General features: G+C 72.9%; 7 protein-coding genes. 1 reads left to right on the plus strand and 6 read right to left on the minus strand.

The genetic code is table 11. The annotated features are described in order from the left end of the window. Positions 1–52: 52 nt before the first annotated feature. The 6 genes from ACYUD3_RS12410 to ACYUD3_RS12435 are packed head-to-tail and all read right to left on the minus strand — an operon-like array spanning position 53 to position 18739. Positions 53–1276: a cytochrome P450 gene (locus ACYUD3_RS12410; protein WP_470968044.1), complete on the minus strand. Its 1224-nt coding sequence runs from the start codon at positions 1274–1276 to the stop codon at positions 53–55. Continuing rightward, positions 1273–3225 carry an amino acid adenylation domain-containing protein gene (locus ACYUD3_RS12415; protein WP_470968046.1) on the minus strand — a complete coding sequence of 651 codons (1953 nt, stop codon included), beginning with the start codon at positions 3223–3225 and terminating at the stop codon, positions 1273–1275. Before ACYUD3_RS12415 ends, ACYUD3_RS12410 begins: the two co-directional genes overlap by 4 nt. Beyond that, positions 3218–4498, minus strand: coding sequence for a cytochrome P450 family protein (locus ACYUD3_RS12420; RefSeq protein ID WP_470968049.1), 1281 nt, complete (start codon positions 4496–4498; stop codon positions 3218–3220). The genes ACYUD3_RS12415 and ACYUD3_RS12420 overlap by 8 nt, the downstream gene beginning before the upstream one ends. Beyond that, complete coding sequence (locus ACYUD3_RS12425) at positions 4495–10431, minus strand: type I polyketide synthase (protein ID WP_470968051.1); 5937 nt, start codon at positions 10429–10431, stop codon at positions 4495–4497. The genes ACYUD3_RS12420 and ACYUD3_RS12425 overlap by 4 nt, the downstream gene beginning before the upstream one ends. Beyond that, complete coding sequence (locus ACYUD3_RS12430; protein ID WP_470968053.1) at positions 10428–16772, minus strand: amino acid adenylation domain-containing protein; 6345 nt, start codon at positions 16770–16772, stop codon at positions 10428–10430. The genes ACYUD3_RS12425 and ACYUD3_RS12430 overlap by 4 nt, the downstream gene beginning before the upstream one ends. A 20-nt stretch (positions 16773–16792) precedes the next feature. Continuing rightward, positions 16793–18739 (minus strand): acyl-CoA dehydrogenase family protein, encoded by a 1947-nt coding sequence (locus tag ACYUD3_RS12435; RefSeq protein ID WP_470968056.1) that lies wholly within the window; start codon positions 18737–18739, stop codon positions 16793–16795. A 2106-nt stretch (positions 18740–20845) separates the two neighbouring features. Here ACYUD3_RS12435 and ACYUD3_RS12440 point away from each other — a divergent pair. After that, complete coding sequence (locus ACYUD3_RS12440) at positions 20846–21703, plus strand: AfsR/SARP family transcriptional regulator (protein ID WP_470968058.1); 858 nt, start codon at positions 20846–20848, stop codon at positions 21701–21703. Positions 21704–21903 lie beyond the last annotated feature (200 nt).

The raw sequence follows: 21903 nt of genomic DNA on the forward strand, positions 1-21903 counted from the left end.
CCGTCTCCACCTTAGGCGAGCCGCCTGACCCTCCCGTACCCGCTTGCGGTAATCAGCAGTTCCGGCGGATCTCGATCGGCATATGCACTATTCCGCGGATGAAATTGGAACGCAGCAGCCGGACGGGTCCGGAAACGCTGTAGGTCAATTCCTTGGTGACGAGCCGGCGCAGCAGAATTCCGAGTTCGACCTGGGCGAGCGTCGCGCCGATGCAGCGGTGGATGCCCGAGCCGAAGGAGATGTGCCGGTTCGGTGAGCGGGTGACGCGGAAGGCCAGCGGGTCGGGGAACTGCTCCTCGTCGAAGTTCGCCGAGACGTTCCACAGCGTGACCGAGTCGCCGGCCTTGATCTCCCGGCCGCCGATCACCGTGTCCTGGACAGCCTGGCGCAGCACGTAGGCGTTGGTGGAGCCCCAGCGCAGCAGCTCGCCCACCGCGTCACCGGCGAGGTCGGGGGACTCCTTGAGCAGGGCCGCCTGCCGGGGGTTGTCGTGCAGCGCGAGCGCGCCGGCGCAGGCGGTGTACGAGGAGGTCTCGTTGCCGCCGACCGCCACGTTCATGCAGTTGTAGAGGATCTCCTCGTCGGTCCAGGGCCGGCCGGTGCGGCGGGCGGCCAGCAGGAAGCTGATCAGGTCGTCGCCGGGCTCCTCGCGGCGCCGGGCGACCAGCTCCGCGAAGAAGTCGAAGATGTCGGCCTGGGTGACGGCGAGCCCCAGCCGCTGGTCCTCGTCGGGGTCGACGAAGAACGGGTCGCGGAAGCCGATCATGCGGCGGGTCATGGCGATGATCTCGTGCGCCTGGGTGCGGGAGACGTTCATCATCGCCATCACCGCCCCGGCGGGCAGCTCGGGCGCGATGTCGGCGGCGAAGTCGCAGCCGCCGTCGGCGAGCGCCCGGTCGATGGCCTGCTCGACCAGCTCGGCGACCTGGTGCTTCATCCGCTCCAGCAGGTGCGGGGCGAACGCCTTGTGGACGGTCTGGCGCAGGTGCTTGTGCCGGGGCGTGTCGGAGGCGACGAGCATCTTGCCGGCCGAGGAGTCCTGGCTGGAGCGGAACGAGCCGCCCAGCATCGGGCCGCCCTCGGAGCTGAGCGCCTCGTGCTCGCCATAGGCGGCCTCGACGTCCGCGTACCGGGTCACGGCCCAGAACCCGCCGCCGTCTTCGAGGGGGTGCCAGTGCACCGGGTCCTCGCGGCGCAGGGCGGCGAAGTACTGGTGCACGTCCGGCCGGGCGAACAGGTCCGGGTCGGTCAGGTCCAGCGTCGTCATGGTGGTCATGCGTCGTCCCCCGTCCGTCGGGACCGCACGAGCGCGGACAGGGCGCCGAGCTCGCTGGTGGTGAGGATCTCCCGGTTGCTGATCTCGACGCCGAGGTCCTGGGAGATCCGGCGGCGCAGCCGGAACGCCTGCAAGGAGTTGCCGCCGAGCTGGAAGAAGTCGTCGTCGCGGCCGATCTCCTCCAGGGAGATGATCTCCTTCCACAGTTCGGCGACCTGGATCTCCACCGGGTCGGTGGGCGCGATCCGGCGGGCCTGGCGCGCGCGGTGCTCGGCGACGAGCGTCCGCAGCTGCTCGGCGTCGCGCTTGCCGCGGTCGTTGGCGGGGATCTCCGGCACCCGGACGAAGGAGCTGGGCACCATGTACCCGGGCATCACGTCCTCGGCGAAGGACCGCAGCTCCTTCAGCGACAGCTCGTCCCCGAAGCCGACGACGAGCGCGACGAGGGTCGCGTCGCCCTCGGTGCGGGGGACGACGACGGCCGCCTCCCGCACCTTGGGGTGGCGGGCGAGGAGCTGTTCGACCTCGCGGGGCTCGACGCGGTAGCCGCGGATCTTGACCTGGTCGTCGCCGCGGCCCCGGTAGCGCAGCAGTCCGTCGGCGCCGCGCTCCACCAGGTCGCCGGTGGCGTAGCTCCGGCCGCCGGCGGCGGGCAGGAACCGTTCGGCGCTCAGCGCCGGTTCGCCGAGGTAGCCCCGGGCGACGGTGGGCCCGCTGATGTGGAGTTCGCCGACCGTGCCGGGCGCCGCCTCCTCGCCCCGCTCGTCCAGGACGGCGAGAAAGACGCCGTCGAGGGCGCGGCCGATGGGGACGGAGCCGGCGCCGGCGTCCGCCGGGGTGACCTCGTGCGCGGCGCAGGCGGTCGTGCCCTCGGTGGGTCCGTAGAGGTTGACCAGCCGGCCGGCGAAGCCCGAGTCGAACAGGGCCTGGCAGGCCTTCGGGGACAGCACGTCGCCGCCGGTCGTGACCAGCCGCAGCGACGCGAAGGTCTCCGGGTGCTCCTGCGCCAGGTGGTTGAAGGCCATGGTGGGCACGAGCATCGCGGTGATCCGGCGCCGCCGCAGCTCGCGTCCCATGTCCGTGCTGACCAGGTCGGGCACGGCGGGCAGGGCGACGATCTGGGCGCCGGCCGCGAACGCGCCCCACGTCTCCCAGTGGAAGGCGTCGAAGGCCAGGTTGGAGACGTGCCCGATCCGGTCGTCCGGGGTCAGCGCGGGCAGCCCCGCGTTGCCGGCGAAGTGGACCAGGTTGCCGTGGTCGAGCCGCACCGGCTTGGGCAGCCCGGTCGAACCGGACGTGAACAGCACGGCCGCCGGATGGTCCGGGCCCACCTTGACCTCGTCCGCCGCGGCGGGGTCGAGGGCGTCCGAGTCGAGGAAGTCGAGGGAGTCGAGGCCGAGGACGTCGAGCGAGTCCGGCAGCCCGTACTCCTCGCCCCAGCCCGGCTCGGCGACGACCAGGGCCGCGCCGCTGCGCTCCACCAGCAGCCGCACCCGCTCGGCGGGCGCCCCCGGATCGAGCGGGACGTAGGCGCCGCCGGCCGTGAGCACGGCCAGCATCGCGACGAAGGGCTTCAGGCCCCGGGGCAGCAAGTAGGCGACACGGTCCCCGGGTTCGACCCCGCGCTGGCGCAGCCGGGCGGCGAGCCGGCCGGCGAGCGCGGCCAGCTCGGCGTAGGTCAGGGTCCGTTCACCGTCGCTCACCGCGGGGCGGTCCGGGAACAGCCCGGCGGTGTCCGCGAACAGCTCCAGCAGCGTGCCGCTCCGGTCGGCCGGGGCGACGGGCAGCGGCACCTGGCCGCCGCCGCGCCGGCCGGCCTCCGCCAGGCACTCCTCACGGCTACCGGTGAAGCCGCTCTCCCGCCAGCCGCGGGGGACGGGCCGGCCGGCCCGCACCAGACCCGGGCCGCCGTCGGCATCGGTGAGCAGCAGGTACGTGTGGTCAGACATGGGCCCCTCCCAGGACGGCTTCGGCACGGACGGCCGGCTGCGGGACCTCGTCGACGAGCAGCCGGAACTCGTTGACCATCCGCAGGAACCCGGGCCGCCACGTCAGGTTCTCCGCGCCCCCGGCGATCTCGAAGCGCGGGTAGCGGTGCAGCAGGGCGCCGATCGCGGACTCGGCCTCGATCTTGGCGAGCCGGGCGCCCAGGCAGTAGTGGATGCCGGCCCCGAAGCCCAGCTGCATGGGCGTGGAGGCGGGCCGCTGGATGTCGAAGGCGTCCGGGTGCGGATAGGCGCGCGGGTCGCGGTTGGCGGCGGCGGTGGCGATCACGACGAGGGAGCCCTTGGGGATGACGGTCCCGCCGATCTCCACGTCTTCGGCGGCGACGCGCTGGATACCGGGGTTGACCGGTCCGTCGTAGCGCATCACCTCGTCCGTCATCGCCGACAGCAGCCCCGGGTCGGCGCGCAGCGCGGTCAGCTGCTCGGGGTGGGCGAGCAGGGCCTGGAGGCCGTTGACGATGAGCTGGACGGTCGTCTCGTGGCCGGCGAAGAGCATCAGGCCGACCATGGCGACCAGTTCGTCCTCGCTGAGCCGGTCGCCGTCCTCGGAGGCGTGGATGAGGTCGCTCAGCAGGTCGTCCTGCGGCACGGCCCGCTTCTGGGCGAGGACCTCGCGGACGTAGGCGTCGAAGGCGTCCAGGCTGGCGATGGTCTGCCGGGCCCAGTCGTCGTCGTCCATGAAACCGGCCAGGACGCCGGCCGCGTCGCGGAAGACCGCCGCGCCCTCGACCGGGACGCCCAGCAGGCGGCACACCATCTGGATGGACAGCGGGTGGGCCAGCGCCTCCAGCAGGTCGATCTCCCGCTGCCCGGCGACCGCGTCCAGCAACTGGCCGGTCAGCTCCTGCACATCGGGCCGCAGGGCCTCCATGCGCTTGGCGCTGAAGGCGCGGACGACGAGCTTGCGCAGCCGGGTGTGGTCCGGCGGGTCCATGTTGACCATGGCGTCCTGCTGGACGGCCGCCGCCCGCTTGATGGCCTCGCCGACCAGCGGGGACTTGGGCGCCGGGGCGTCGTCGCCGGTGATGGCCTGGTAGAGCAGGTTGCTGAACCGGGGGTCGTTCAGGGCGGCCTGGGCGTCCTCGTACCGGGTGATCAGCCAGCGGGGCACCGCGAGGCCGTCGAGGAGGCGCACCGGCTGGACCGCGGCCTCCTCGCGCAGTTCGTTCAGCAGCGGGAAGGGGTCGGCGATGAACGTCGGATGGATCTGCCTCATGAGCGGGGCTCTTTCTCGGTCTCAGGGGTGGTGGCGGGCGCGTACTTCCGCAGGGTCCGGTGCACCTCGGCGGCGAGGTTCTCGACGTTGCGGCGGTTGAGGACCGTCCAGTGGTCGCCGGGGATCGGCCGGACCTCGACGGACGTGTAGAGCGAGCGGATCTGCCGGGCCAGCCGCCGGCACGCCTCCTCGTCGTACCCGGCCGCCTTCAGCACCACCGCCGGGCTCGGCACCGGCCGCGGCACGTACCGGAACATGGCGTTGATGCTGCGGTTGTGGACGTCGACGAGGGTGTCGCCGGTCTCCTTGGCGGCGGCGTGGCCGCGGCTCCAGCGGACGATCTCGCCGATCCGGGGCACCACTCCGGACTGGGCGCCGGGCTCGCCCTGGCCCGCGCCGCCGAGGCCGAAGACGGCCTGCGCCTGGTAGAGGAGGCCGCCGGCGAGCAGGCCCGGGCGGGTGGCGACGGGCAGGCCGTGGGTGTCGGGCAGATAGCCCTCGATGCCGAGCAGCAGCGCCACCTCGGCGCCCTCGGCGGTGAGCCGGCGGGCGATGGCGTGGCTGAGCATCATCCCGAACGACCAGCCGCCCAGCAGGTACGGGCCCTCGGGCTGGACCTCGCGGATCAGCCGGATGTGGTGGTCGGCGATCTCCTCCATCCGGCCCGGCGTCCTGCTCCCGTCGTGCAGCCCCGGCGTCTCCAGGCCGTAGAAGGGGCGGTCCTGGATGTGCGCGGCCAGCTCCCGGTAGCAGAGGGTGCTGCCGGAGGCGGGGGCGGAGAAGAAGAGCGGGGTGCCGCCGGACTGGACGTTGTTGAGGGAGAGGAGGCTGGCGGAGCGGACCGAGGCGGCGGCCGGGGTGGCGGCCACGGGAGCCGGGGCCCGCTTCGGCGCTTTCTCCGCCGCCGCGCCGACCAGCGCGCTGAGGCCCGCGTACGTGGAGTCCCGGGTGAAGTCGGCCATCGCGATACGGACGCCGTACGCCTTGCGGACCTGGGCCAGCAGGTGGACGGCGGCCAGGGACTCACCGCCCAGGGTGAAGAAGTCGTCGCCGGGACGGGCGGCGGTGAGGCCCAGCTCACGGCACCAGAGGCGTTCCAGGGCTTCGAGGCCCTGGGTGGGGGTGGGGGTGGCGGCGGGGGGTTCAGGGGTGACGACGGCGGGGGCGGCGGCCACCGGAGCCGGGGCCGGGGTCTCAGCCGCGGGCGCCGGCTGCTCCGACTGCCCTCCCCACCTTTCGACCGGCACCAACTTCCGCTCGGGCACGTGCAGTTCGGCCGACCTGGGCAGCCACGGCTGGCTCAGCACGGCCGGCAGCGCGGCCAGGACGTCGGCGCTCAGCTTCCCCGCGTGGACGAGGCTGTAGTCGCCGGAGCCTGCGGAATCGGCAACCCCGTCGGCCGACAGCAGCGCCTGCGTCACCTCGTCCAGCGGCCCCGTCGCCAGCAGCACCGCGGGCCGGTCCGCGAACGCCGCCGACCGGCGCAGCTCCCGCCACCGCTCGGCCGCGACCCGCGCCTGCGCCTGGTCCGGCGAGCGCACGATCCCCAGGAGGAGTTCGGCCTCCTGCTCCCGCGAAGGGGCGGTGGGCGCGGCGGCGAGCATGACGTGGTGGTCGGCGGGGACGTCCTCGGGGACGGTGACGACCTGGCCGAACCCGGACTCGGTGAGGATGCGCCGCCACACGGAGCGGTCCAGGATGATCGACTCGGTGCGGATGCCGTCGTCGAAGTCCCACCAGCCCGGGGCGAGTCCCCACAGCAGGTGGCTCCAGCGGGTCACGGTGGTCGACTCCACGACCGCGAGCCGGCCCGCCGGGGACAGCAGGGTGCGGATGTGCCCGAACGCCTCGTGGATCGAGGGCGCGACGTGCAGCACGTTGTACGCGATGACCAGGTCGAAGCTGCCGGCGGCGAGGCCCTGTTCGACGGGGTCGCGGGTCATGTCGTAGGTGGAGAAGCGCATACCGGTGATGCCGTGGGCGCGGGCGTGCTCGCCGGCGCGGCGGACCAGCAGGGTGCTGATATCCGTAAAGTGATAGTCGATGTTCCCCCGCTCCGGCAGACTGGCCATAAGCGGCCAGGTGAACTGGCCGTGACCGGCCCCGACTTCGAGGATTCGAAGCGGGCGGTCGCCCCACTGCTGGAGCAGGGAGTGGACGGTCTCGCGGACGTAGGCCAGGCACGAGTCGCCGTCGTAGATGTCGAGCCGGTTGTCCGGCAGCCAGGAGCGCAGCATGCTGTCGTCGCCGTCGGGCCACAGGACGGCGACCGGCTCCTGGGCCCCGGTGTAGAGGGAGCCGAGTTGCTGGGCGATGTGGTCGAGAAGGCGGCGCAGGCCGTGGACCTCGGAGAGCGAGTCGCCGGCCGTCAGGAGGGCGTCGGGTCCGGTGACGACCTCGTAGCCGTCGGAGCCGGTGAGCCGCAGGACGTCTTCCTCGACGAGGGAGCGCAGCAGGAAGTCCGTGAAGCGCGGGAGTTTGCCCAACGGGTTGAGCTTGCCGAGGAGTTCGGCGCGGCTGAGCCGGTCACCGGGATGCAGCCCGGTGTGGCCGAGCACGAAGCGGGCGATGAGCCCGGCCGCGTAGCGGTCGACCTGGCTGTTCAGTTCCGGGCGCTGGGAGAGCCGTCCGGCGCTGGGCTCCCAGCGCTTGCCGGCCGCGAGCGCGGCGGGCGACGGCGAGCGGGGCGGTGCGGTGGCGCCGGGCAGCGCGGTGACCTTCACTCCGGCGCCGGCCAGGTCGGCGGCGACGACGGCGGTGTCCGTGCCGAGCGCGGCGAGCGCCACGCGCGGTACGGCCGCCGTCGCGTCGAGCGGGACCGGCTGGGCGTGCAGGGCCCACCAGGCGCCCGCGTGCCAGGAGTAGCGGGCCGCTCCGGGCCAGGGCGAGGGCAGGGTGGCGGGGGTCGCGCCGGTGCCGAGGTCGAGGACGGCGAGGTCGTCGGCGTCCGTCGCGTCGGCGAGCCAGGCGGCGAGGTCGGGGCGGACGGCGGCGAGGTCGGGCGTCTCGTCGCGGACGTCGAACAGGCCCCGGGTCAGGACGTACAGCGGGACCGAGCCGTCGCGGGCGAGCACCCGCAGCCGGTCCAGTTCGGCCAAGTCGCCTTCCGCCGACGGGAGTTCGGTGACCAGGACGCGGGGTGCGCCCTGCGCGGGGGCGGGCGCGTCAAGGGCGGCCGGGTCGTACCCGGACAGCCGCCGGGACACCTTGGACCAGGTCTCGGCGGTCAGGGAGACGGTCTCGGTGCGCTCTGCGGCCTGAGGGGCAACAGGCTTGACCGGAGCCGGCGTAGCGGCAGCGGTCCGCGTGGGCGGGGTGCTGCGCTCGAAGGGGTGCGGCGGGAGCGCCGTGATGTACGGCTCCTCGTCGGCGACGAACGCCTCCAGGTCGACGTCCGCGCCGTGCTCCCACAGCGTCGCGCACAGCCGCAGGACGGCTTCGGTCTCCTGGTCGGCCTGGCGGCCGAGGGCGGGCAGCGCCTCGACCGTGTCGTCCCAGGCGGGGTGCATCCGCAGGGCGCGCAACGCGCTCTGGCCCGGGCCGAGTTCGAGGATCAGGTCGCGGGGGCGGTCGAGGAGGGCGGTCATCGCCTCGTCGAGCCGGACGCGGGCGCGCAGGTGCTCGGCCCAGTGGCCGGGGTCGGCGAGCGCGGCGGGGTCGACGACCGTGCCGGTGAGGGTGGAGACGACCGGTGGGGCGCTCGCGTCGGGCGCGGTCGCGCCGGCCGTCTCGGCGGCGGCGCGCAGCAGGTGTGAGGGCGCCTCCATCATCGGCGAGTGCGAGCCCCGGTCGATCTCCAGCATGCGGCACGACCAGTCCTGGGCGGTCCAGGTGTCGTAGGCCTCGGTCATGGGCTGCGGCGGTCCGGAGAGGACCAGCTGGTGGGGGGCGTCGATGGCGATGGTGACGCCTTCGGGCAGGTCGAGTTCCCGGCCCTCCTGCTTGACGACGGCCATCATGCGGCCGGGCTCGGCGCTGGTCATGGCCTGGCCGCGGGCGTGGACGAGGGCCACCGCGGCCGGCAGGTCCCAGACTCCGGCGAGCGCGGCGGCGGCGTACTCGCCGATGCTGTTGCCCATCATCGCGACCGGCCGCACGCCCCACTCGACGAGCTGGGAGCCGAGCGCGTAGCCGAGGGTGAACAGGCCGAGCTGGTGGAAGGTCAGGTCGTCGAGGGGGACGGGCCGGCCCTCGGGGAGCGCGGCGAGGTCGATGCCGAACCGCTCCTCGGCGACGGCGGCGGCCTCGTCGAAGACGCGCCGGAACCCGGGCAGCAGCCGGTGCGCGGCGGCGCCCGCGCCCTGGTAGAGGGTGCCGTGGCCGGGGAAGACGAAGACGACCGGGGCGGGCTGGTCGCCGGAGACGGCACGCGGCGTCCGCCGGGCGCGCAGGGCCTCGGCCAACTCGGCGGCGGTGGCGGCGACTTCGGCGGTGCGGTAGGGGTGGCGGCGGCGGCCTTCGGCGAGGGTGAAGGCGACGTCGTCGAGACGCGGGCCCCCCTCAGTGACGGCGGCGTCGTCGAGACGCGGACCTCCCTCAGCGGCGGCGCCGTCCGAGATGCTGAGGGCGTCGGCCAGCGCCCCCCGCTGCCGTTCCAGCGCCGCCGGGCTGTGCGCGGACACCGGGAAGATCCGGGGGCGTGCGGCGACGGCGGTCCGCTCGGCGGGCGGGGCGCTCTCCAGGACGACGTGCGCGTTGGTCCCGCCGATCCCGAAGGAGCTGACCCCGGCGTACAGGGCCCCCTCCCCCGCCCACGGCTGGAGTTCGGTCGCGATGCGGAACGGGCTCTGTTCCAGGCCGAGTTGGGCGTTGGGGGTGCGGAAGTGCGGGGTGGGCGCGATCTGCCGGTGCTTCAGCTGGAGCACGGTCTTGATCAGCCCGGCGACGCCGGCCGCCGCCCCGGTGTGCCCGAGGTTGGCCTTGGCCGAGCCGAGCAGGCAGTACCCGGTGCGGTCGGTGCCCTCACGGAACGCGGAGGTCAGCGCGGCGACCTCGATCGGGTCGCCGACCTGGGTGGCGGTGCCGTGCGCCTCGACGTACCCGACCTGTCCCGGCTCGACGCCGGCCCGCTTCAGGGCGAGCTGGATGACGTCGCGCTGCCCGGTGACCGAGGGCGCGGTGTAACCGACCTTGCTGCCGCCGTCGTTGTTCAGCGCCCAGCCCCGGATCACGGCGAGGACGTTGTCCCCGCTGGCGAGGGCGTCGTCGAGGCGGCGCAGGACGACGATGCCGGCGCCGGCGCTGGGGACGGTGCCGCCGCTGTCGGCGTCGAAGGGGCGGCAGTGGCCGTCGGGGGACATGATGTGGCCGTCGCGGTAGGCGTAGCCGAACTCCTGCGGCAGCCGCAGGGCGACGCCGCCGGCGAGGGCGACGTCGCAGTCGTGCCCGATGAGCGCGGTGCAGGCCTGGGCGATCGCGACGAGGGAGGTCGAGCAGGCGGTCTGGACGGCGACGGCGGGTCCGCGCAGGCCCAGTTTGTAGGCGACGCGGGTGGCGACGAAGTCCTTCTCGGTGCCGATGATCTGGCCCATGGGGTCGCCGTCGGGGTCCCAGGGCGGGGTGATGTCGCTGCCGGCGAAGACGCCGATCCAGCCCTTGCCGCGGGCGGGGTCGACCCCGGCGTCGTCGAGGGCCTCGGAGGCGACCTCCAGGAAGACGCGCTGCTGGGGGTCGACGGTGGCGGCCTCGGCGGGGCTGTAGCCGAAGAAGGAGTGGTCGAAGTGCTCGCCGCCGGGGATCGTGCCGCGTACGGGCACGTAGTCGGGGTCCTGGAGGAGCTCGGGGGCGACGCCGGCGGTGCGCAGCTGTTCGGGGGTGAAGCGGGTCAGTCCCTCGTCGCCGGCGGTGAGCAGGCGCCAGAAGGCGGCGACGTCGGGGGCGCCGGGCAGCCGTGCGGCCATGCCGATGACGGCGATGTTCTGGTGGGTGGTCATGCGTTGCGCCTCCTGCGCGTCGTCGTGCCTTCGGGCGCCCCTGCGGTGGGGGTGGGGGTGCGCCAGCGGGTGGCACGCTCGGAGATCTCGTCGGACCGGGCGGGGTCCGTGGCGGCGCCGTTGCCGCCGTCCGTCAGATGCCGTGCCAGCAGGCGCACGGTGGGGTACTCGAACAGGCGGGCCACGGGCAGTTCGACGGCCAGGTCGGTGCGCAGCCGGGCGTGCAGGGCGGCGAGGCGCAGCGAGTTGCCGCCGAGTTCGAAGAAGTTGTCGTCGGCGCCGACCCGGTCGACGTCGAGGACGGCCTTCCAGAGGGCGGCGATGTCGCGTTGCAGCCCTGCGGCGGGCTCGGTCCAGCCGGGGCGGGTGGTGAGCTGGTCGCGGCTGGGGCGGGGCAGCCTGGCGGTGTCGACCTTGCCGTGGGCCGTGGTGGGCAGTTCGTTCAGCCAGATCAGGACGTCGGGCACCAGGTGGGCGGGGACGCGTCCGGAGAGCCGGCTCTGGACCTGCCGGGTGTCGCCGCCGTCGGGGACGGTGGGGACGACGTGGGCGGTGAGGGTGGTGGCGCTGCCGCTGACGAAGGCGCGCAGCACCAGCGGGTCGTCGAGGAGGTGGGCCTCCACCTCCTGGGGTTCGATGCGGTGGCCGCGCACCTTCAGCTGGCGGTCGAGCCGGCCCAGGAACTCCAGGGTCCCGTCGGGCAGCCAGCGGGCCCGGTCGCCGGTGCGGTAGAGCGGTCCGGGGACGTTCTCCAGGCCGTCGGCGAGGATCTTCTCCCGGGTCAGCTCGGGCCGTCCCCGGTACTCCAGGGCGATGCCGGCGCCGCCGATGTACAGCTCGCCGACCATGCCGACGGGGCAGCGGTGGCCCGTCTCGGTCAGGACGTACACGGACTTGCCGGCGATGGGGCGGCCGATGATGTTGAGGGGGGCGTCGGCGGGCAGCGGGCCCGGCTGCCAGGTCGCGACGACCGTGCCTTCGGTGGGGCCGTAGTTGTTGGCGACCCGGTAGGTGAGGTCGGTCGGCGGGCGGCGGGTCTGGCTGGAGGCGGCGAACAGCATCCAGCGCAGGTCGGGGAGTTGTGCCCCGGCGCTCCACAGCGTCTCGGCGACGGGCGTCGACAGATACGTCATGGTGATCCGGCGCTTCGCGAGCCAGGGCGCGATCTCGGGGATCACCACGGGCTGCTCGTGCGGCACGACGCAGGCGCCGGCCGAGAGGTAGGGCCAGGTCTCCCACTGCGTCGCGTCGAAGCCGACGCTGGACAGGTGCGCGGCCCGGTCCCCGGGCGTGATGTCGTACGCCTCCTGATGCCACAGCGCGAGCTGCGCGAGCCCCTGGTGCACGAGCACGGCGCCCTTGGGCCGGCCGGTGGTGCCGGAGGTGTACAGGACGTAGGCGGGGTCCTCGGGTTTCGGTACGACGGGTTCGGGGGCGCCCTCCAGCGGCAGGTACAGGCTCTCGTCGGCGGCGTCGAGGACGCTCGCGGCGCCGCCGATGGTCTCGGGGCGGGCGGCGACGACCGCTCCCGCGCCGACGTCCTCGATGGTCAGGGCGATGCGTTCGGCCGGGTAGCTGGGGTCGATGGGGCAGACGGCGCAGCCCGCGTACCAGGTGGCGAGCATCGCGGTGACGAGGTGCTGCCCCCGGCCGACGACGACGGCGACGACGGGTTCGCGGCCGGCGGTCAGTTCGCGCAGCCGGGCGGACAGGTTGCGGGCCCGCTCGTGGAGTTGGGCGTAGGTGAGGACGCCGGTGTCATGTTCGACGGCGGGCGCGTGCGGGCGTTCGGCGACCTGCCGGGCGAGCAGCGCGGGCACGGTGGCGGGTCCGGCGGCCGGGGCGCCCCGCTCGAACCGGGCGAGGACGGCCAGCTCTTCGGGGCCGGCCAGGGGGACGCTGCCGGCGGGCCGGTCGGCGGCGGCGCACAGCGCCTGGAGCGTGCGGCCGAGGAGGCCGGCGAAGGCGGCGGCGGTGTGCCGGCCGATCCGGTCCCCGCGGTGCGCGACGCTCGCGGTGTAGGCGCCGCCGCTCTCCCGGAACAGCACGGTGAAGGAGAACTTCGCGGTGTGGTCGCCCTCGGGGTCGGACACCGGGTACGGCACCAGCCGGGCCGGACCGACCTGCGCGGCCGGCAGCTCCGGTTCGACGGCCAGCATGACCTCGACGTACGGGCTGCGGCCGGGCACGCGGGGCGGGTTGAGGCGTTCGACGACCGCTTCGAAGGGGGTGCTCTGGTGGTCGATGGCGTCCAGGAGGGTGTCCCGGGTGCGCCGCAGCACGTCGGCGAAGGTCTCGCCGCGCACCGCCCGGGAGCGCAGGACGGCCGTGTTGAGCAGCGGCCCGATGACGTCGGCGGCGCCGGGCGCCTCCCGGCCCGCGACCGGGATGCCGAAGGTGAGGTCGTCGCGGCCGGTCCAGGCGTGCAGGGCGCCGGCCAGGGCGGCGGCGAAGACGAGGGTGGCGCTCGCGTCGTGCCGCTCGGCGAGACCGCGCAGGGCGGCGCCGAAGTCGTCGGGGAGCGGTACGGCGGTCTCGCCGTTGGCCTCGGGCTCCTGCGGCGGCTCGAACTCGGGGTAGGCGGGGGCGCCCGTCAACTGCCGTTCCCAGTAGGCGAGTCCGGCTTCGCCGACGGCGTCGGAGACGACCTCGTGGAACTGCGGGCGCGCCGGGATCTCTCCCTCGGGCGGGGTGAGGGTGTCCGCGTAGGCCCGGCCCAGCTCGCGCAGGAAGGGTTCGGCGGAGCTGCCGTCCCAGACGAGGTGGTGGGTGTGCAGGAGGAACAGCTGTTCGCCGCCGGGGAGGTCGGCGAGGGTGATGCGCAGGGGGCGGCCCTCGGCGGGGACGATGAGGTCGCGGGCGGCGGCGCGCAGCAGGGCGTGGGCCTCGGCGTCGGGGGCGCCGGTGAGGTCGTGGTGGCGTACCTCGGGCTGCCAGGGGGCGCCGGTCTCCTGCCACAGGGTGCCCTCGCGCTCGACGAACGCGGTGCGCAGGATCTCGTGCCGGGCGGTCAGCAGGCGCAGGGCCTTTTCCAGGACCTCGGGGTCCAGCGGGGCGGACAGCCGCCAGGCGAGCGGGACTTGGTAGAGGCCGGTGCCGGGGACGAGCTGTTCGTCGAACCAGATCCGGCGCTGGAACCCGGAGGCGGGCCGGGGTCCTTCCGCGCCGGCCTCGGCCTGTGTGTCGCCGGGGGCGGTGAGCCGGTCGAGGGCGTCGGCGAGGTCCTGGAGGCGGGGGTGGTCGAAGAGGGTGCGCAGCGGCGGGACGTCGCGGCCGAGGCGGGCGGCGATCTCGCGCAGGGCGCGGGTGGCGAGCAGGGAGTGCCCGCCGAGGGTGAAGAAGGACTGGTCGGCGCCGGGTTCCGGGACGCCGAGGAGCGCGGCCCAGACGTCGGCGACGACGCGCGCGGTGGGCGTGGCGGGCGCGATCCGCTCGGCGGCGGCCTCGGGCAGCGGGGCGGCGCTCTCGCGCAGGGTGCGGGTGTCCGTCTTGCCGTTGACGGTCAGCGGGATCGCCGGGGTGGTGTGGTAGCGGCCGGGGATCATGTACTCGGGCAGCCGCTCGGCGAGGTGGTCGCGCAGGGCGCCGGCCGCGGGCTGTTCGCCGGGGCACACCAGGTAGCCGCCGAGGCCGCCTTGCCCGTCGGGCAGGACGACGGCGGACTCCACCGCCGGATGGTCACGCAGCACGGCCTCGATCTCGCCGAGTTCGACGCGGAAGCCGCGGATCTTGACCTGGGTGTCGGCGCGGCCGACGTACTCGACGGTGCCGTCGGCGAGCCGGCGGGCCAGGTCGCCGCTGCGGTAGAGGGTGCCGGCGCCGAAGGGGTTGTCGAGGAAGCGTTCGGCGGTCAGCTCGGGCCGGTTGAGGTAGCCGGCGGCGACGCCGAGCCCGCCGACGTAGATCTCGCCGGTCTCGCCCGGCGGCACCGGGGTGAGGTCCTCGTCGAGGAGGTGCAGGGTGGTGGTGGGCAGCGGTTCGCCGACGTTGCTGCGGCCGGTGGCGATGTCCTGCGCGGTGACGGCCCGGAACGTGGTGTGGACGGTGACCTCGGTGATCCCGTACATGTTCACGGACACGGTGTGCGGGTGGCGTGCGGCGAAGGACGCCAGGGAGCGCGGGTCGAGCTTCTCGCCGGCGAAGACGACGTAGCGCAGCGCGGGCAGCGGCTCGCGGGACGGGTCGTGCGCCAAGGGGAGCTGGGCGAAGGCACTGGGGGTCTGGCTGAAGACGGTGACCTGTTCCCCGCGCAGCAGGTCCAGCAGCAGTTCGGGGTCCTTGGCGGTGCCCGCGTCGACGAGGACGAGCCGGCCGCCGTGCGCGAAGCAGCCCCACATCTCGAACACGGAGACGTCGAAGGCGTAGGAGTGGAACATCGTCCACACCTCGTCCGGACCGAAGTCGTAAGGAAGCCGGTCGTTGACGACCAGGCGGACGACGTTGCGGTGGGTGACGACGACGCCCTTGGGGCGGCCGGTGGTGCCGGAGGTGTAGATGACGTAGGCGGGCGCGGCCGGGTCGATCTCGGGCAGCTCGGCGTGCGCGGCGCCGTCCGCGTCGGCGGGGCGGATCAGCCGGCCGGTGAAGCCCTCGGGGGCGGCGGCGTCGGTGATGAGGGCGACGGCCGCGCAGTCGTCGAGGATGAGCCGGCGCCGCTCGTCCGGGGCGGACAGGTCGAGGGGGACGTACACGGCGCCGGCGAAGAGGGTGCCGAGGACGGCGGTGACCTGGTCGATGCCGCGCGGCAGGAGGAGGCCGACGAGGTCACCGGGGCGTACCCCCCGGTCGACGAGGGTGCGGGCGATCTCCTCGGCGCGCGCGACCAGTCGGGCGTAGGTGACGTCGGCGACGGCCGTCTTGTCCGGGGTGCGCTCGGCGGTGCGGCGCAGCAGCTCGGGCAGGGACACGTCGGGGAACGCGGCGTCGGTCCGGTTCCACTCGGCCTCCTGCGCGGTCCGCTCCTCGGCGGTGAGGGTGACGCCGTCGGCGGAGCGGGGCAGGGCCGGGCCGACGGGGGCGTCGAGGTCGGCCAGCAACTCCGCCAGGACCAGCGGGTATTCGACGGTCAGCCGCTCAAGCAGCTCCGCGTCGACGCTGCCCTCGGGGTCCTTCCAGCTGAGGACGAAGCCGGAGGTGTCCTCGCGGAACATGACGGTCAGCGCGTGGTCGGCGTAGTCCTCGGTCGGCAGCAGGCTCAGCGTCGCCTCCCCGTCAGGTCCGGCCAGCCGTACGTCGAGCGGGTCGACGGCGCCGGACTCCAGGCCCCAGTGCTGGAAGATGACCTGCCCGGCGAGGGTGCGGGCGCGCTGTCCGGTGAGCCCGGCGGAGTGCAGCAGCGTCGGGTAGGGCAGGTGGCCGTGGCGCAGCCCCAGGCGCATGGTCTTCTGCACGTCCTTGAGGAACGCGATGCGCGGGGTGCCGGCGGTGACGCGGTGGCGCAGCGGCAGCACTTTGGAGAAGAACCCGACGAGCGGCCGGCTGTCCTTGTCACGGCCGTGGAAGGGGGTCGGGACGATCAGGTCGTCGAGCCCGGTGTGCGAGCGCAGCAGCAGGCAGAAGGCGCCGTACAGCGGCATGAGGAAGTGCACGCCGCGCGCGGAGGCGGCGTCGCGGGCGCGCTGTACGAGGTCCGGGGCGAGCCGGGTCTGGTGCACCGCGTAGGTGCCGTCGCCGGGGGCCAGCCGCAGGGGCGCGGGGGCGTCGTCGACGAGGGTCTGGCGCCAGAACCGGCGCAGCGGCTCGCCTTCGTCGCCGTAGGCCAGTTCGTGCTGGCGGCGGGCGTACGCGCGGTGGAAGTCCAGCTCCTCGGGGGCGCCGAGGGGGGTGCCCGCGTAGGCCGGGACGAGCAGCCGGAGCAGGGGGTCGAGGGCGGCGCCGTCGAACGTGAGGTGGTGGAAGTCGAGGAGGAGGACGTCGTGGTCGGGGCCGTGCAGGAGGGCGGCCCGGGCCAGCGGGCCGCGCCGCAGGTCGAAGGGGACGGAGCCGTGGGCACGGATCGCGAGGACGGGGTCGCCGTCGAAGTCGTGCTCGCGCAGCGGGATCGGCGGGGCGCCGTCCCAGCGCAGCCGGGGTCCCGCGGCGCTCTCCTCGACGCGGCCCCTGAGCATGGGCAGCCGGTGCCCGAGCGCGTCGAGGGCGGTGCGCAGCCGGCCGGGGTCCACGTGTCCGGCCACCACTTTCAGCGGGACGTGGATGATGTGGCTGGCGCCGTCGGGGTGGCGCTGCCAGTGGACCCAGAGGGCTTCCTGGTCGACCGTGAGGGGGAGGTGGTCCTCGGTGCCGATGCTTTCGGCGCTGTCGGCGGCCAGGTCTTCCCTGACGTCGTGGGGACTGGTGGTCACAGTTTTCGCTCCTTGCGACGTCAGGCGGGGAAGTGGGCGGGCGGGACGTCGGTGACGATCCCGTCGGCGAGGAAGGCGAGCGGGCTGTCCGGGCTGCCGGGGCTGTCCGGGCTGCCGGGGCTGTCCGGGCTGCCGGGGCTGTCGGGGCTTTTGGCAGCCAGCCAGGCTTCGCTGAGCGCCGCGTGTCCTTCTTCTTGTGCGGCGGCGTCCTCGGTCTGCGGCCACAGGAGGGCGAGGCGTTCGCGGGCCTGGTCGCAGTAGAGGGCGGCCAACTCCTGGACGTGCGAGCCGTGTTCGGGGCCGGCCACTTCGGCGCTGAGCCGCTTGGCCCGGGCGAGCACCAGGGACATCGTGAGGATCTCGTTGGCGATCTGGGCGAACGCGATGAGCTGGTGCTGGCGCTCCAGGACCTCGGGGTGGCCGTGCTTGTCCACATAGGCGGCGCTGGCTTCGGCGAGGCGGCGGGTCTCGGCGGCGGCGGTGCGCAGGTGGTCGGCGTTGCGGGCGGTGAGTCCCGTGGTGTCGGGCTCGGGCCGGGGGGCGGCGAGCCCGGTGAAGACGTCCGGCCGGTAGTAGGTGAACTGCGCCATCCGGGCCGACCAGTAGTCGAGGAGGAAGGAGACCCCGCCGGAGATACGGAAGTTGCGCGCGTCCCGGTAGGCCCGCTCCAGCGGCAGCGGCGGGGCGCCCCGGCGGGCCTTGCTCGGCGCGGTCTCGTACCCCTCGCCGGCCAGCAGCGACATCGTCCGGTCGACGACGCGCCCGCAGATCTCCGAGGAGACCGTCTTGGCGACACTCTGCTCGGCGGCCACATGCACACCGCGCTCCGGCTGGTCGGCGGGCAGCAGACTCCACTCGGCGAGCGCCTCGATGGCGAAGACGTCAGCCATCGAAGTGGCGACCATCCGCTGGATCTCGTCGAAACTCCCGAGCGCCCGCCCGTCGATCGTCCGCCGCCGCACGAAGTCCCGGCTCCACCCCAGCGACAGCTTCGACAGCGCGAGACTCGGCGCGGTGATCAGATGCAGCCGCCCGCGTACGACGGCCATGGTCAGCTCGAAGGTGATGCGTACGTCGTTCTCGGGGTCGTCCTCCTGAAGCATCCGCTCGCGGGGGACGCGGACCTGGTCGAACGTCAGGTTGGCGTTGGGGAAGCCCTTGACGCCCATGAACTCGTGCAGCGAGCGGACCTGGAAGCCGGGGTCGGCGGTGTCCACGAAGAACAGCCTCGGCCGGTCCGTGCCGTCCTCGTCGAGCATCGCGGAGACCGTGATCACGTCGGCGATCGGGCCGTTGCCGATGTGCAGTTTCTCGCCGGTCAGCAGGAAGGCGGTGCCGTCGGCGGTGGGTACGGCCCGGGTCTGCCGGGTCATCGCCGACGCGCCCGTCGGCTCGGTGTCCGCCGAGCCCGAGATGACACCGGCCAGCAGCCGCTGCTCGACGAACTCCCGCAGCGGGCCGGGTCCGAGAGCCCCCAGGTACGTCCCCGACCCGACCGCCGTCTGGATCCCGAGCACCAGGGCGACCGGTACGCACCAGCTCGCCGCCGCCTGGATCACGCGGAACGTGTTGTAGTGCGACAGCCCCAGCCCACCGATCGCCGGCGCGTCCCGCAACCGCAGGAATCCCCGCTCCCCCAGCTCCTCCAGCAGCCCGGCGGGCAGCAGTCGCGTCGCGTCGACCGTGGTGGGGTCGACCTTCTCGATGAGGAGTGCGGTCAGTTCGGCGACGGTGCGGTCGCCGATCTCCGCGTCGGCCGGGTCCTGGGCGGGGAAGGGGTCGAGCAGCGGCCAGTTGAAATCGCCCTGGTATATGCCCAGTAAGAAGCTTGGGGAGTCGGTTCGGTGGTAGAGATTGGGGGGCTGCTTGTGGGGCTGCTGGGGGGATTTTCCGGGGGTTTGCTCAGAGGAATGCCCGGGGTTTTTCTTGGGAGGTTCCTTAGAGGGGTGTTCCGCCCGCGTCGCCATTTACTCTCTCCCGCTCGATCCGGCTGGATCCAAGTGAATCCGGTTGAACGATCCGCGAGAAGCATCGTAGGTCGGGGGCATCGCTTAATGTCTGTTCATCTGAACAGACATTAAATGTTTGAGGGGGCGCGCGGCTGGGCAGGCGGGGCTCTTGATTTACGGAGCTGAAACAGTGCAGGGTGGGGTTGATTGCGGGGTGGGGAGGGGGTCTGTGGGGTGACGGGGAGGGCGGGGAGGGGGAGCGGGGTGGTGATCGGGGTGGGGTTCTTCGTTGTTGGGGGGGCGCGTTTGGGGCATTTTCTGGTGCGTGTGGCGCTGATTTACTGTCGATAGCGGGGACGCGAAAGGACCTATCGGATCGACGGTCCTGATGCTCGATCTGGTGAAGTGTTATCAGGCGGGGCTGAGGTGTTTCGGGGAGCGAAGGGTGCGTTCATGGATTTGGGTGTGGAGGCATGCTGCCGAGGGTTTTCCTGGTGAATCGGGCTGGAGGAAAAAGGGGGCTAGGGTGAGGGGGATTTTGGTGGGTGCGGTCGAGAGGAAGAGGGGACGCTAACGTCAGCCGCACTGTGGGGGGAGATCGCGGTGGGAGCATTGTCGGCCGCAGGCGGGGGCTGGCGGCGGTGTCGGGGTAGCGGGACGGGGGCTGTCGACAAGGCCGACGGCATCGTTTGAGGGGCGGGAGGGATCAGTCGACGGGGCCGACTGGCGGCGCCGAGAGAGTGGGGCACGGCTGGGCGATGGGTGGAGGTGGTTGGTAAGGCGGGCGGTGGCACTGCGGGTAGCGGGGGTGTGCTTGGTCGACAGGACAAGCGCTGCGACCGCCGAGGCAAACGAGGCGAGGCCGGCCGACAAAGCCGACAGCCCCGCCGAGGTAGCGGGACAGAGCCGGCCGACAAAACCGACAGCCCCGCCGAGACAGCGGGACAGAGCCGACCGACAAAACCGACAGCCCCGCCGAGACAGCGGGACAGAGCCGACCGACAAAACCGACGCCGCCGCTGGAGTAGCGGGGCGAGGTCGGTCAGCAAGGCCGGAGCGCCGCTGCGGGTACCTGGAGAGGGCTGGTCGACAAGACCAGCGCCCGCTGGGATAGCAGGCAGGGGCGATCGGCAAGGCGGACGGTGCTGTTGCGGGTAGTGGGCTGGCGCTGGTCGACAAGACTGACGCCGCTGCTGGGGTAGCAGGACGGGGGCAGTTGGACAGAGTCGGTCGGCAAGACTGCGGTGCCGCAGAGGTAGTGGCGCCGCCGATCGGCAAGGCCCGCCGCCGCTGGAGTAGCGGCGCGGGGGCGGTCGGTGGGGGAGTGGTCCGGCCGGTGCCGGCTTGTGCTGTGGGGACTTGTGCCGATCGTTTTCCGGGCGCCCGCACGGGTGCAGCCCAGTCCGGCGTGATGGCGAGGCGGGACAGACTGGGCAGGCTCCTCGATGCCGGGGAGCAACAAAGTGCAGCCGCCGCTGAGGCCGGCCGCACAGCCACCTTCCAGTTGAGCGAGGAACGTCTACCCGCCGCCGACGCAGAGGCTGCCGCGAGGTGCGTTACGGCGCCGGGGCGGACGTCAGCCGTGTGTTCGCCCCCGCGATGACAGACCCCGTCCCCCACGCACGCCAGGCGCCCCCTGCCACGCAGCACCCCCACCCCCATGAACAGCCGTGATACATACCCAAAACAAAAAAGCTGGCAAAATCACGGAATACCCCCGACCCCAGACCAGCCCAAGCCCTTTACCGGAATCACGCACTACCACTCCGCCACCCCTTATCGAGATTCCCTCAACCCCGGAAAACCCGACCCTCCACACATGCAAATCCAACGCCCCCCACCCCCGGAAGCGACCGACCCGACCCCGGACCAGCGGGTGCGGATTTTAGCAGCAAGGTTCCATTTCTCCGAGATTTTCTAGTGCACAAAATGGATGTAGCCGTACATTACGCCCGGACCGCGAGCCCGTTACGTTACGAAACCAGGCTCTCCGTACTTCTACGGATATCGACCGCGCAGCAAACCCCATGAGAATGAAAATGATCTCTCAATTGGGCTTACTCGCAAGCCCTTTTCTTGTTATTTTGAACCCGCGCGGAACCGGATTCCGAAAGGTACCCCCCAGTGAAGTACCGACTACTAGGCAGAGTCGCTCTACAGCTCACCAAGGAAATCGACCTCGGCGGGACGAAACAGCGGGCCCTGCTGGCCGCCCTGCTGCTGGCCGTCAACGAGTTCCGGTCCATCGACGACATCACCGAGTCCCTATGGGACTGCCACCCCCCGAAGAGCTCGCACAACCTCATCCGCCTCTATGTGCACCAGCTCCGCCGCCGCATGGGCGACTCCGGCAGCGACCTGCTGACCTCCCCCGGCGGCTACACCCTCCGCGTCGACCCGGAAGACCTCGACCTACGGGTGTTCGAGCGGGAGACCGCGCAGGGCAGGGTGCTGATGGCCGCCGGTGACTACGAGCCGGCCGCCGCCCGTTTCGCCGCGGCCCTCGCGCTGTGGCCGGAGCCGTTCGTACTGAACACCGGCTCCCCTTCTCTCGACCGGCTGCACGGCCCCCGGCTGGAGGACATGGCGATCTCCGCGGTCGAGGACCACGCGGAGACGTTGCTGGCGCTCGGGAGATGGCCGCAGCTGACGACGCGACTGCGCCCGCTCGTGGAGCGGTTTCCGTTCCGGGAGCGGTTACTCGGCCAGTACATGCTGGTCCTGCACTGGTCCGGCAGACGAGTGGAGGCACTGGACGCGTTCCAGCGGCTGCGCACCAGCCTGGTAGCGGAGCTGGGGATCGAGCCGAGCGGCGAACTCTCGTCCCTGCGCCAGCGAATCCTCTGCGACGACATGGCCCTGACCGCCCCTGCCGTCCCCTTCCCCACGGCCACACCAACGACCGCCACCCACCCCCGCAGCCTGCTCCAGACCTCGGCCACGGGCCCCGCCACACGACTCTGGATGCCGACGCGTTCCTGACGCTGGGCTCCACCGGCTGACGCAAGCAGAGCTGTTGCCCCGAGCAGAGCTGTTGCCCTGAGCCAAGCCGGCCAGCTCACGCAAGCCGGCCGGCCCAGCCGAGCCACTGGCCCGCACCGAACCAGCCGGCCCACCGGCCCACACCAAGCCGACCGACCCAGCCAACCACCGGCCCACACCGAACCAGCCGGCCCACCGGC

Source organism: Streptomyces sp. AMJ-169, assembly GCF_055597585.1.